This window comes from Paenibacillus sp. FSL H3-0333, assembly GCF_038002805.1.
GTDB lineage: Bacteria > Bacillota > Bacilli > Paenibacillales > Paenibacillaceae > Paenibacillus_AQ > Paenibacillus_AQ silagei.
Map to the genome: position 1 here is coordinate 6480986 of NZ_JBBODG010000001.1, position 13483 is coordinate 6494468.

Here is a 13483-nt window from a genome sequence, read left to right on the forward strand (position 1 = left end):
TTGACATTAAACCTTGAATTTGCCGATCTGCTCCTGAAGCTCTTCAGCGATAGTGGACAATGAAGCGGCCGAAGCTGAGATGCCTTCCATTGAAGCCAGCTGCTCCTCGGTAGCAGCCGATACATGCTGTGTTCCCGCCGCTCCATTCTCGGCTGCGACAGATATCTGCTTGATGAAGTTGACCACTTCATCCGTTCCTGCTGACAGCTGCTCTGATCCGGCCGATACTTCCTCAATCTCTCCGGTAACCTGATTGACAGTATTCAGAATATGCTCGAAGGAATTACCGGCGCTGCGGACGGCTTCCAGCCCAGCAGCGACATCCTGTCCGTTCAACGTTACCGCTTCAATCGCTGTGACGGTATCGGATTGGATGGCTTCTACCAGTTCGGTAATCTGCTGGGCTGAGCCGGCGGACTGCTCTGCAAGCTTGCGGACTTCTCCTGCAACCACAGCAAAGCCCCGTCCCTGTTCTCCGGCACGCGCAGCTTCAATGGCAGCATTGAGCGCCAGAAGGTTGGTCTGTCCCGCGATGCCGGTAATGACACTAACGATTTTGCCGATTTCATTGGAACGTTCTCCGAGCGCCGACATCATGCCACCGAGCTCTGTAACCGACTGATTCACAGCGTTCATCTGTGTCACTGCTTCCTGAATCCGCTGATTCCCTTCGGCAGACTTCTGGGCTGCTCCTTGTGCAGATGCGAAGACAGACTGGGCGCGTACAGCAATCTGTTCTACACCAACGGACATCTCTTCAATAGCCTGCGTAGATTTCCCAACCATATCCACCTGAAGTGCAGCCCCGCTGGCTACTTCCTGCATTGTCTCTGTAATCTGCATAGACGCCTGGCTGCTCTGCTCTGCACTTGCTGTCAGCTCTTCGGAGGAAGTAACTACAAGCTCTGTCGTCGCGTTTACAGCCTGAATGAGGCTCCGGAGATTCTGTACCATTGCATTGAATGCAAGCGAGAGTGTATGCATCTCGTCCCTGCTCTTCACGGTTACCGGTTCACCGGTCAGGTCCCCGCCAGCGATACGTTCCGCAGCACGGCTGATTCTCAGCACCGGACGCGAGATGGAGTTCGACAGCAGGATCGAGATCACAATCGCAACCAGGATCGCGGCAGCGCTGAAGACAATGATCATCCGCTGTCCTGAAACGTAATTCGCCACCGCTTCATCGTTCATCAAGGCGGCTCCGCTGTTATTAAGTTCAATCAGCTTCATAATAGTGTTATTCGCGTTATACCACAGCCCATAGGATTCTTTGTGCAGCATATTGGCCTTGCCATAGTCCTTGGCCTCTCCGGCACTAATAATCTCCGGCAGCTTGGCCAGATAGGACGCATATTGTTCAGTAAAGCCCTTGTAGATTTCCCTCTCCTCATCGGAGCTGATCAGGGCTTCATAGACCTTAAGTCCGTCGTCCACCTTCTTAAGCACATCATTATAATCGGCTTGAACCTTGTCTCTTTGCGCAGTATTCTGCTCCAGCACCAGATTCAGCGCAAGGCGTTCAACATCCGAGACATCTCCATTCAGCGTACCAAGAATCGTGACACTGGGCATCCAGTGTGAGTCGATGTCTTTCGCTGTTTCTCCAAGCTTGTTCAGGCTGAGCAGAGAAGCAGTGCTACTGACAAACAGCAGTGCTACGACAACAAAAAAAGCAAGCAGCATCTTCAATCGTATATTTATTTTCATCTCTACGCTTCCCCCGTTAACTTATGTATTCTCTTGATTGCACAAGCATACATCTATATCGACAAAAGCTGACATTTCGTTAATATTTCGATTATATATTTTTTATTTATTCAAATTACTGTTAAGACCCAAAAACAAGCATAAACGGATGCCTCCTTTATAGGGACGACATCCGTTTATAAAAGACCGCCAGAAGAGGAAGCGGTCCCGAATATACTTATCTATGCTGCGCTACCCCTTCGGCCGGACCACCAGCGCAGCCAGGAAAGAGAAGACAATCGCCGAGGAAATCCCGGCGCTGGTCACATCGAAGATCCCGGTGACGACACCGACCCAGCCATCGCGCTCCAGCTCAGTCAGCGCGCCGTGGACCAAGGAATTCCCGAAGCTGGTAATGGGTACGCTGGCCCCGGCTCCGGCGAATTTCACGAGCGGATCGTAGATGCCAAAAGCATCGGCAGCCGCTCCAAGCACCACCAGCGTACTCATGGTATGGGCCGGAGTCAGCTTCAGCACATCGAACATCAGCTGGCCGATCACGCATATCGCTCCTCCGACCAGAAAAGCCCATAAATAAATCATGCTCCCTCACCTCCGATCTCCAGGGCTACCGCATGGGCTACGCACGGAATACTCTCCCCTTGCTGATAAGACAGCGGCGAGAGCAGCGCTCCAGTCGCCACGATTAATACCCGTTTCAACTCACCCTTCTTCATCCGGCCGATAATATGCCCGTAGGTTACTGTGGCCGAGCAGCCCGCGCCGCTTCCCCCGGCAATGACATACTTCTGCTTGTCCAGGTCGTACATCATGAGGCCGCAGTCATTGAAGACCGTCTGCTCCATTGGGATGCCTTCCTTGGCCAGCAGATCCTTGGCAATCGGCAAGCCGACGGAAGCCAGATCGCCCGTAACAATCAGATCATAGTGACTAGGCGACAGCCCCGTATCGCGGAAATGTGCCGTGATGGTATCGGCGGCTGCAGGGGCCATGGCCGTTCCCATATTGAACGGATCTTTCAGCCCCAGGTCCATGATGCGCCCAAGCGTTGCGTACACCACAAGCGGCCCTTGAACCGTCCCATCGTTCACTCCTACCACTGCGCAGCCGGAGCCTGTAACGGTATATTGGGCGGTGGGCGGCTTCTGCGAGCCATACTCTGTCGGGTAGCGGAACTGCTTCTCAACTGTACAGTTATGGCTGGATGTGCCGGCCAGCGCGTACTTGCCGCCGCCGGAATCCACAATCATGGAGGCGATCGCCAGGCTCTCCATCGAGGTGGAGCAGGCACCGAACACTCCCAAGTAAGGCACGCCGAGCTTCCGCGCGGCGAAGGAGCTGCTGATGATCTGATTCATCAGATCCCCGCCGACGAAGAACTCCAGCTTCTCCTGCTCCAGATTCGCATTCATCAGGGCGAGCTTGGCGGCTTTTTCGAACAGGGCGCGCTCTGCCTTCTCCCATGTCTTCTCGCCCATCTCCAGCGAATCATAGACGAAGTCGAAGCTTGAGGCCAGCGGCCCTTCTCCCTCTTCAGGCCCCACTACAGCGGATGTCCCAAGGATCACCGGACGGTTCGTAAATTCCCAGGTCTGACTGCCGAGCTGCTTCATCGTTTAATGCGCACCTCCCCAGCCCATAACGGCATACACTACACCCACGATAAAAGCGGCAACGACACCGAACACAATAACCGACCCGGCCAGCTTGAACATGTTCCCGCCCACGCCCAGTACCAGCCCTTCAGCCCTGTGCTCCAGTGCGGCAGAGCACATGCTGTTGGCGAATCCTGTGACGGGCACCGCTGTGCCTGCACCGCACCACTGGGCGAGCTTGTCATATACCCCGAAGCTGGTCAGAATGACGGAGAGCAGAATCAGAATGGCCACGGTCGGACTTGCCGCCTCTCTTGAGGTCATATCGAATATCGCCATGAATGCTTCCTGGATGCCTTGTCCCAGCACACAGATGAGTCCCCCGGAGAGGAAGGCGCGTATACAATTTTTGAATACAGGACGAGAAGGCACGTAAGGCTTGGCCAATTCCTGATAAGCCTTCGGGGTCAGACCGTCAAGGTTCAGCTTGACGCCTGACTTTTTTGTTTTTGCCGGCAATGCAGACACCCCCTGAACTGTTGGATACGAAAGGGAACGGGCAGCGGGTAAGCTGTAGTCCCGTTCCTTCGTGCTATGCGGAATTAAGTTTTCCTTATTGTTCACTTCAGGCGGCCCCGTTATGTCCCTCCTGCTCAGGAAAAATAAAACAGCACAACAATCAGCAGCAGAAACAGCACCAGAATCAGCACTGCCTCATTCTCCCGCCCGTACCGGCGGCGGTACCGCCTGGGCAAGCCCTGCCTGCGGACCGGCACTTTCCGGAAACCGCTCCGGCTGCCTGCCTGGGCTACGCTCCCCGAGAGCCACATTCTCCTCGCTTCCTTTCTCCGGCCCCTGCCTGCAGAGCCCTTACCGTATAGTATTCGCACAATGAGCCTCTGTGTTCATTTGCCCTTCCAGCATGGACAAGAGGCGCAACAATGTTCATACTAGATGACATAAAGGAGCGATATATGTATGAATACAGACACACTTGAATTATTTAAGACATTGACTGAATTCCCCTCAGCCTCCGGCTTCGAGCGCGAACTGCGCGCTTATGTCAAAGAGGCAATGACGCCTTATACGGACGAATTTGTACAGGACCGACTGGGCAGCCTGTTCGGCGTGATGCGCGGTGAAGTAAGCGGTCCCAAGATTATGGTGGCCGGCCATTTCGATGAGGTAGGCTTCATGGTTACCGGCATTACAGACAACGGGATGATCCGCTTCACACCGCTGGGCGGATGGCTGGCTTCGGCCGTGGCCTCACAGCGCCTGCAGATTATTACGCCGAAGGGTACGCTGAACGGCGTGGTCGGCAGTACACCTATCCATCTGCTGAGCGCGGATGAACGCGGCAAGGCCGGGGAGATCAGCAAGATGTACATCGATATCGGCGCAGACAGCCGGGAAGAGGCGCAGAGCTTCGGTGTAGCTCCGGGACAGCAGGTCGTGCCGGTCTGCCCGTTCACACCGCTGGCCAATCCGAAGAAGATTATGGCCAAGGCCTGGGACAACCGCTACGGTGTCGGCCTGGCTATTGAATTAATGAAGGAACTGCACGGACAAGCCTTGCCGAATACGCTCTACTGCGGCGCTACCGTTCAGGAAGAGGTCGGGCTGCGCGGTGCCCGGACGGCTGCCAATCTGCTGCAGCCGGATATTTTCTTCGGGCTGGATGCCAGCGCCGCTGCCGATATGACCGGCGACCGCCAGGCCTTCGGCCATCTGGGCCAGGGCGCGCTGCTGCGTATTTTTGACCCGACGATGATTACCCACCGGGGACTGATTGAATATGTGCAGGATACGGCTGATACCCATAAGATCAAATACCAGTATTTCGTCTCCCAGGGAGGAACGGATGCGGGTCAGGTGCATCTCAGCGGAATCGGTATTCCTTCAGCGGTGATCGGGATTTGCTCCCGTTACATCCACACGGCAACCTCGATCATCCACAGTGATGATTATGCGGCAGCCAAAGAGCTGCTGATTAAGCTGGTACAAGGACTGGACCGCACGACACTGCAGACGATTCTGGAGAACAGCTAATAGCCTCCCCACAAAGTGGGGCTTTAGCTCCGAAGCTTATTCAAGTACTTAGCGGGGACCCCAGAACATATAAAGTCTTATCTTTCAAGCGAAAAACCGTATTGCCACTCTTTTAAGAGTCACAGACTAACGCAAACAGCCGCAGGGATAAGCTTATAGGCTTTCCCTGCGGCTGTATTTATATGTTGTTAGCTCATATGAGCTTAGCTCAGCTTCGCGTATTGCTCCATCGCCGACTGATGAATAGGGTGATCCGCAGCAAGACCCGTATACTTCGTCAGCGCTGCTTCTGCTCCAAGCTCCGCGATTGCGGCCCCCAGCTCCACCGCTTCGGGGTCATCGCCTGCCTTGAACAGCAGCGCACCGGCCATGGAACGTGTCAACGCCGTGTAGCTCAGCCCTCTGTCATACGCCTGCGTTGCAGGGGATACCAGACGGTCATTTGGCGACAGCTTGCGCAGCGGCGAACGGCCTACACGGGACACCTCATCGGTCAGCGCCGGATTGCGGAAGCGCTCCAGGATTTTATCGATATACTTACTGTGCTCTACTTCATCGAAGCCATGCTTCTGGACCAGCACCGCGCCGGTCTCCTCGAGTACCTCACGAACCTTCGCCGTTAACGCCTCATCCGCCATAGCCTGCTGTATGGTCTCGTAGCCCTGCAGATAGCCCAGGTACGCCGCAGAGCAGTGCCCCGTGTTCACAGTGAAGAGCTTGCGTTCAATATACGGCTCCAGATTCTCTACATAATGCACACCTTCAACCGGCGTATAGCCCGGGATCATCTGCGAGGCGTCCACCACCCATTCATAGAACGGCTCAACGACCACCTTCAGAATATCCTCATGCTGCTGGAGCGGAACGATCCGGTCCACTGCCGCGTTAGGAAAAGCAACCGAAGATTCAGCCTTCTCACGTGCAGCTTCATCGAGCTTCGCGTACACCAGCTCCTTGAGCTGTGCACTGCCGCCAATCGCATTCTCGCAGGCAATGACATGCAGCGGTGCGGAGGAGACAGCTACTCTCCGGCGGATGCCGTCCGCCACCGTTCCCGCAATGTGCTTCAGAATGGACACGCCGACCGCGGTTGTAACCAGATCGGCTTCAGCAATGGCGGCCGCCACTTCATCCGCATGCGTGACACTGCTAAGAGCCGTTACATTCTTCACGATGACCGTTTCCTGACCGTCGCTGGCCAGCGTGACCGGATACTCGCCGCGTTCCTTGAGCTGGGTAACAAAGGCCTCATTCACATCCACAAAAGTAACTTCATAGCCCGCATGCGACAGCAGCAGCCCGATGAAGCCCCTGCCGATATTGCCCGCGCCGAAATGGACCGCCTTCATTACTCCAGTCCCCCTTCGAAAATTGCAATAACATCAGCAGCCGTAGGGGCGTTCATTACGCGGTCAATGGCATCATCCTCGGTGAAAATCATCGCCACGTTCGTCAGAACCTCCATATGCCCGTCACCTGCGGCTGCAATGCCGATGACTACAAACGCCGGCTCATCGCCGCCGAAATCCACCCCGTCCGGAAAGCGGATGATCGACAACCCGGTTGACTTAATAAAAGGCCGCGCTTCCTTGGTACCATGCGGAATAGCCAATCCGCCGCCCATATAAGTGGACACCACTTCCTCGCGCTCCAGCATCTTGGGAACATATTCTTCCGTTACATGCCCTGCATCAACCAGCAGCTTGCCTGCCATCTTGATGGCTTCGTATTTATCGTTTGCGGCACCGTGCATAATCACTTTATTTTCTGACAGTATACTCATATGGTTTCTCCCGCTTTCAACTTTTATTTTGGAAAAAATGAAGCAGCTCCGAGGACAAATACCCCCGGATCTCTGACTCTGAACGCTCTTCCAGCAATTGAACCAGCTCGGAGTTCAGCAGCAGTGCGCTGATCTCGCTGAGCACCTCCAGGCTCTCCTTGGAGAGTCTGCGCGGAGCCAGCATGAGCAGAATGACTCTGACCTCTGTATCCCCCTCCAGAATTACGGGCTGATCGAGCCGGTACAGGGTCAGCGAGGACAGGTGAATATGGCTGCTTCTGGTATGGAACAGCGCCAATGCGGTATCCGGGATCACCTGGCTGGTCATCCGCTCCCGTTCGAGCAGACGCTCCAGCACAATACCGGCATCCCCGACCACGCCGTTTCCATTCAGTGTCTCCAGCATCTCCACTATCGTCGCTGACAGATCCATCCCCTTATTATCAATCGGATGGAAGCGGAACCGCTCCAGCAAGCTGACGATCTCATCCAGAATACCCTTGTAGCTCCTGAGCCGTTCAAGCGAGGCTTCCTCCCGCGCCGCATGTTCCGGTTCACCGGACATCCCCTTCCCTCGTTCCCGCAGGGTAGTATTCTGGATGTAATTCAGCAGCTTCTCAATCTCCTCCGCTGTGAGCAGGGGGCTGATCTTGATGTAACGCTCCTTATCAATCGGCAGATCAATGGTAGATATAATCAGATCGTAATCTTCATCCGGCAGGCGCGCCGCCTCATACCAGGAGATGTTGCCGAGAATCTCAATCTGCGGCATTTCCTTGGTCAGCCGGGTGGCTAGCAGACGGGAGGAGCTGAGACCGCTGGCACAGACCAGAATGGCTCTTACGTTGCGCCTTAGCTGGTTCAGCCGCTCTGCGGAAGCTCCGAAATGCATGACCAGAAATCCGATCTCTTCATCCGGAATCGCAAGTTCCAGCTGCATATCCTCCACGGCTGCGCGGATGATGTTGAACAAATATTCGTAATCCCTGCGGATCGGGCCGAGCAGCGGGTTGCGGATCCGTGTGCCTTCCCGGATCCGCTTCAGCGCCGGATCAATATGCTCCAGCAGCCCCTCGCGCAGAGTACGGTCACTCTGAAAAGGCAGCCCTGTCCGCTTGACCACACTCTCCGTCAGCTTATAGACAATCTCCATTAATTCAATATCGCCATAGGCGTAGCCCGACGAGGAGAAGGAATCCTGGACCCGGTCGAACAGCCCGGCGATATACAGAATCTCTACCCGGGGGATTTTCAGCTTAAGCACCTCAGCGAGCTGCCCCACAAATCGCTCGGCTCCGGCAATGTTCCGGTGATCGGACACCCTGGAATAGCCCGCTTCCGCCCCGCTGTCGATGCTTCGGCTAAGCTCAATCCGCCGGGTAGTGACAGCAAGGGCCAGGAGCATCTCCATATAGACAATTTCGGGCAGCTCCGCAGTCCATTTCCATTCCATATCCCACAGCGTATTCTCTACTTCCATAAGGTTGGATTGTCCAACTGTAGTTAATAGAACACGAAAAGCCGGATTGCTCTCAGCCACAGAACCATGGCCAACCAGATCAGACAAATCCAGATGCTCTGCGGCTAACCGTCCAATCGCCCGGCGCTTGTCGATCTCGCTGCCGGTGATTTCTACGCCGTAGCCTCGTCTACGAACCAGCTCCAGGCCGAACTTACGGACCCATTGCTCCAGTTCATCCAGATCGTAGCTAATAGAAGCAACTGTAACCTTGAGGGAATGCGCAAGTGTGAACAGCTTCACCGGCTCCTCTGCCTCCAACAGCACGCAGAGCTCGAATACCTTGCGGTCTTCGCCGGAATAATCCGCCGGCTTCTCTTCCCGCAGGAATAGGCGCAGCTCCGCAAGACCGGCCTCCGGGCCGCTCAACTGGATGCCTTTGCCTGATTTTTTGATCAGATCAAGACCAAAGTCCTCAAGCGCGGACTCTATATCCTCCATCTCCCGGTGTACGGTTCTTACGCTTACCCCGGTAGCCTCGGCAATTTTTACAGCGGTAATCTCTCCGCTTGCTTCAAGCAGAAGCCACAGGATCTGGCGCTGTCTGGCGGTAATTTTCGTCATTTCCGCTAACCCTCCGCCTTGCATCAAGTACAAACGGATATGCCGTCCTATAAGGGACGGCATCCGTTTCAGCGAGAACTATATACTTAGATTTTACACTTGTGCCTCTTACTTCAAACGTTCTACGAGCTCATCATATTTCGGGCTCTTCAGGAAGTTATCGATCGAGATATGCTCTGCCTGCGGATTGCTGGCAATCGCCCGGTCGGTAAGAGTTTTCTGGGTGACCACGATATCCGCATCCGCCGGAATTTCACTGACCGCAGAGTTCGTAACGGTGACATTCACCCCTGCATTTTGCAGCTTCTTTCTCAGGACCGAAGCGCCCATGGCACTGGATCCCATCCCTGCATCACAAGCGAAGACGATTTTGTTCACATTGGCTTTGCTGCGGACATTGGAAGCTACAGCTGTAGTTGCGGCGGTCTGTGCTGCTGTACCGGCCGACTTCATGTCTCTCATTCTGGCTTCTGCCGCTTCCAGATCCATCTCCTCTTCATCATTACTCTTGGAAGATCTCAGAAGCACAGCTGCAATCAGGAACGATACGATGGTAGCCACGACAACCCCTGCAATCATCGGAAGATATCCGCCCTTAGGCGTCATTGCGAAATAGGCAAAGATACTGCCTGGTGAAGGCGAAGCTACCAGACCGGCGCCCAGCATCTGGAAGGTGAATGTACCGGACATTCCGCCGCCGATGACCGCCAGAATCAGACGAGGGTTCATCAGGATGTAAGGGAAGTAGATCTCATGAATCCCACCCAGGAAGTGAATGATAATAGCGCCCGGTGCGGAGGATTTGGCAGAGCCTTTGCCCGCCAGCCAGTATGCAAGCAGGATACCCAGACCAGGACCCGGATTCGATTCAAGCATGAACAGGATGGATTTGCCGATTCTCTGGGACTCTTCAAGCGCAATCGGTCCCAGTACCCCGTGGTTAATTGCATTGTTCAGGAACAATACCTTGGCCGGCTCAATGATGATATTAATGAGCGGCAGCAGGTTATGGTTCACCAGGAACTCCACGCCATTCGAGAGGATATTGGTCAAGCCTTGAACCAGCGGTCCAACGCCCTTTAAGGCTCCCAGAGTCAGCGCACCACCGATGATGCCCAACGAGAAGTTGTTGACCAGCATTTCGAACCCGGCTCTGATTTTGCCGTCCACAGCTCTGTCGAACTGCTTCAGCACCCAGGCAGCCAGCGGACCGACAATCATCGCACCCAGGAACATTGGAATCGTCGAGCCGACGATAACCCCCATGGTGACCAGCGCGCCGATGACAGCACCGCGTTTGCCGTGAACCATCTGTCCGCCGGTGTACCCGATCAAGAGAGGAAGCAGGTAGTTAATGATTGGCCCTACTAGAGCTGCAAGGCTCTCATTGGGATACCAGCCCGTTGGAATGAATAATGCTGTAATCAATCCCCAAGCGATAAAAGCGCCGATATTCGGCATAACCATACCGCTGAGCATACGTCCGAATTGTTGAACCTTCACCCTTGCACCGCCGGATGAAGCTTGTTTCGTTGCCGTTGTGGCCATTTAAGATGCCCCCTTATTGTAATGAACGGGAACCTTCCGCACCGCATACTGAAAGGTGTTTTCCCTTTGAACACATCGTAAATCAAAGCGCTTTCTTTGTCACCAAATTGAAAACACGGTTTCGGCATGAACGTTGTTGACAACATTTAAGAGCTCCTGCCAAGGGGCTTAAGTCCAGTATCCGCCTTGCTTCCAACGGCCTACAAGCTTCTCCATAGGTTGCACAAATTCCGGTATAATATCATTTAAGGCTTAGGTAGTGTAAAGAACAGAATCAACCTGCGGATGGATAATGTAAGAACTTAGGGGTGTAGCTCATACAGCTATATTTGCCCGCTGTCGGGGGCATGCGGAGAATTCAGGGGCACTTGTGCTCCTCATTTACACCTTTGGTTCACTTTCTGCGAATTCAGGAGCATTAGTGCTCCTCATTGGCTCCTTTGGCGCTCATTCCGCGAATTCAGGAGCATTAGTGCCCCTCATTGGCTCCCTCGGCCCACTTTTTGCAAATTCAGGGGTATTAGTGCTCCTCATTGGCTCCCTCGGCCCACTTTCTGCAAATTCAGGAGCATTAGTGCCCCTCATTTACAGCCTGTAGGCGGTATCCGACCCCGCACCTTTGCGTCAGCACATTGTATTCGGTTTTCCGCATAAAATCGGCTCACGTACCTTCATGTCGCATATTGTATTCGGTTTTCCGCATACATTTGGCTCACACACCTTCATGTCGCGTATTGTATTCGGTTTTCCGCATACATTTGGCTCACGTACCTTAGCAGCTTCCATATTACTGTTTCCCAGACAACAAAAAAGCCGCCCCCTCAGCGGAGACAGCTATGCCATGCAACAGCGGTTAAGCTATGATTAAATCATGTCCAGCGGAACCTTCCACGACGGCTGGGGAAAAGCATCGTCGAGCTGCCACAACTCTTCGTCTGAAAGCACAAGCTTCGCGGCAGCGGCATTCTCATTCACATGTTCGCGGGTGGCGGCTTTGGGGATAGCCAGGATATCCTCGTCCCGGATACTCCAGGCCAGCAGAACCTGCAGCGGAGTGACCTCATGATTCCGGGCAATCTGCTGCACAGCTTCATTCTCAGTCAGCCCTTTTCTCAGCGTGCCTGCCTGGGCCAGCGGAGAATAGGCCATGACAGGAATCTTATGTCCTCTCAGCCAGGGCAGCAGATCATGCTCGATCCCTCTTGAGCCCAGATGGTAGAGCACTTGATTGACTGCGCAGTGATTGCCGCCGGGAATACTCAGCAGCTCCTGCATATCTGCCGTATCCAGATTGGATACGCCCCAGCGGGCGATTTTGCCCGAAGCAACCAGTGCCTCCATCCCCTCCACGGTCTCTTCCAGAGGAATGTTGCCGCGCCAATGCAGCAGGTACAGGTCCAGATGGTCCGTGCCGAGCCGCTTCAGACTGGCTTCGCAGCTGCTAATCAGCTTAGTCCCGCCCGCATTATGCGGATAGACCTTGGAGACCAGAAATACGCTGTCGCGGATTCCCCGCAGCGCTTCACCAACCAGCTCCTCGGAGCGGCCGTCCCCGTACATCTCAGCCGTATCAATCAGACTCATCCCCAGCTCTACACCCTGGCGAAGCGCAGCAATCTCTTCTGCCCGCTTCCCCGGCTGGTCGCCAATCCGCCACGTTCCCTGCCCCAGTCTGGGCAGCACGGCTCCGTCCTTCAGGCGGATATTCTCAGATACAGGTCTGCTCATATGTGATAAGTCTCCTTATAAGAATAATGTTCTTACTTACTATACTTACCATATCCAGGGCAACGAAACATCCGTTAAGTGTCCAACTCAGTAACGTTTCAGCGGAATTCTCAGCCGATCAGCTTCAATCCGGCAACCGCACCGAGAATCAGCACGATGCAGAAGATCCGCCGCGGATCGCGGGCTTCACCGTAGAACAACATGCCCATAACCGCTGCCCCTGACGCTCCAATCCCTGTCCAGATCGCATATGCAATCCCCATCGGCAGACTCTCCATCGCCAGAGACAGCAGCAGGAAGCTTGCCCCGAAGCCTAGAACCAGCAGGCAGACAGACTGCCAGTTGCGGTCCTTGTGCAGCTTGCCAATCATGGCGACCCCGAACATTTCACATATACCAGCGGCAATCAGCATCACCCATGCCATATCAGTTCAGCCCCTTTGTCTGTTCAGATTCAGCCTGAGCCGGGGTAACCAGCTTCAGTCCGACGACCCCGGCCAGCAGCAGGCCAATCAACAACAGCTTCAACGGCCGCAGCGGTTCACCGAATAGAACTCCTCCCGCCAGAACGGTACCCGCGGTTCCAAGTCCGACAAATACAGCATAGACCGTCCCGACCGGCAGCCTGCCGCTGGCCCAGATGAGGGCGTAGAAGCTGATCACGATAGCCGCTACAGTAACCGCCCATTCCCATGGAGCGGAGGCGTGCTTCAGCCCGATGACCCATACCACTTCAAAGCAAGCAGCGCCTGCAATCATGATCCAGCTCTTAGTGCTCTTCTTCATTTCTCCTGCCTCCTGTTTCATAAAATAAGCCCGGAAGGTTATCGTCATTATTGACGATACCTCCCGGGCTTTTGTCCCTCCGTGTATACACGGATTGGCTTCATCCGTGTGTTCTCCCTCGGACCAGGCCAGCGGTGTGTACCTGCTGCGGAACCCTAGAGAACTATTAACTGCTTATGAACTTATAACGTATGTTAGCAA

General features: G+C 54.5%; 13 protein-coding genes and 1 riboswitch. Of the genes, 1 reads left to right on the forward strand and 12 read right to left on the reverse strand.

Annotation, left to right across the window (positions count from 1 at the left end; genetic code table 11):
• Positions 1-6: 6 nt before the first annotated feature.
• The 5 genes from MHH78_RS28435 to MHH78_RS28455 all read right to left on the reverse strand — a co-directional run bounded on the left by MHH78_RS28435 (position 7) and on the right by MHH78_RS28455 (position 4132).
• Positions 7-1707, reverse strand: coding sequence for a methyl-accepting chemotaxis protein (locus MHH78_RS28435; protein WP_076079720.1), 1701 nt, complete (start codon positions 1705-1707; stop codon positions 7-9).
• Between the two features lie 231 nt (positions 1708-1938).
• On the reverse strand, positions 1939-2289 hold the full coding sequence (gene spoVAE, locus MHH78_RS28440) for a stage V sporulation protein AE (RefSeq protein WP_036697920.1): 351 nt from the start codon (positions 2287-2289) through the stop codon (positions 1939-1941).
• Positions 2286-3320, reverse strand: coding sequence for a stage V sporulation protein AD (spoVAD, locus tag MHH78_RS28445; RefSeq protein ID WP_076079721.1), 1035 nt, complete (start codon positions 3318-3320; stop codon positions 2286-2288). Before spoVAD ends, spoVAE begins: the two co-directional genes overlap by 4 nt.
• Before the next feature lie 3 nt (positions 3321-3323).
• Positions 3324-3821: a stage V sporulation protein AC gene (gene spoVAC / locus MHH78_RS28450; protein ID WP_076079722.1), complete on the reverse strand. Its 498-nt coding sequence runs from the start codon at positions 3819-3821 to the stop codon at positions 3324-3326.
• A gap of 134 nt (positions 3822-3955) precedes the next feature.
• Positions 3956-4132: a hypothetical protein gene (locus tag MHH78_RS28455; protein WP_209878112.1), complete on the reverse strand. Its 177-nt coding sequence runs from the start codon at positions 4130-4132 to the stop codon at positions 3956-3958.
• Positions 4133-4280: 148 nt separating this feature from the next.
• Here MHH78_RS28455 and MHH78_RS28460 point away from each other — a divergent pair, with 148 nt between their 5' ends.
• Positions 4281-5354, forward strand: coding sequence for a M42 family metallopeptidase (locus MHH78_RS28460; RefSeq protein WP_341169628.1), 1074 nt, complete (start codon positions 4281-4283; stop codon positions 5352-5354).
• A gap of 203 nt (positions 5355-5557) precedes the next feature.
• Here the strand turns inward: MHH78_RS28460 and MHH78_RS28465 are convergent, their stop codons facing one another.
• From MHH78_RS28465 to MHH78_RS28495, 7 genes are all read right to left on the reverse strand, one after another.
• Entirely contained in the window at positions 5558-6703 is a 1146-nt protein-coding gene (locus MHH78_RS28465) for a mannitol-1-phosphate 5-dehydrogenase (protein WP_341169629.1), read from the reverse strand.
• On the reverse strand, positions 6703-7137 hold the full coding sequence (locus tag MHH78_RS28470) for a PTS sugar transporter subunit IIA (RefSeq protein ID WP_076079725.1): 435 nt from the start codon (positions 7135-7137) through the stop codon (positions 6703-6705). Before MHH78_RS28470 ends, MHH78_RS28465 begins: the two co-directional genes overlap by 1 nt.
• 16 nt (positions 7138-7153) lie before the next feature.
• Positions 7154-9220 carry a BglG family transcription antiterminator gene (locus MHH78_RS28475; RefSeq protein ID WP_076079726.1) on the reverse strand — a complete coding sequence of 689 codons (2067 nt, stop codon included), beginning with the start codon at positions 9218-9220 and terminating at the stop codon, positions 7154-7156.
• 108 nt (positions 9221-9328) lie between these two features.
• Positions 9329-10768 (reverse strand): PTS mannitol transporter subunit IICB, encoded by a 1440-nt coding sequence (locus tag MHH78_RS28480; protein WP_076079727.1) that lies wholly within the window; start codon positions 10766-10768, stop codon positions 9329-9331.
• A gap of 864 nt (positions 10769-11632) precedes the next feature.
• On the reverse strand, positions 11633-12496 hold the full coding sequence (locus MHH78_RS28485; protein WP_341169630.1) for an aldo/keto reductase: 864 nt from the start codon (positions 12494-12496) through the stop codon (positions 11633-11635).
• Between the two features lie 110 nt (positions 12497-12606).
• Positions 12607-12921, reverse strand: a complete 315-nt coding sequence (locus MHH78_RS28490) for a DMT family transporter (protein WP_341169631.1) — start codon at positions 12919-12921, stop codon at positions 12607-12609.
• Between the two features lies 1 nt (position 12922).
• Positions 12923-13282 carry a DMT family transporter gene (locus tag MHH78_RS28495; protein ID WP_341169632.1) on the reverse strand — a complete coding sequence of 120 codons (360 nt, stop codon included), beginning with the start codon at positions 13280-13282 and terminating at the stop codon, positions 12923-12925.
• A gap of 58 nt (positions 13283-13340) precedes the next feature.
• Positions 13341-13452, reverse strand: a riboswitch (guanidine-I (ykkC/yxkD leader).
• Positions 13453-13483: the final 31 nt, after the last annotated feature.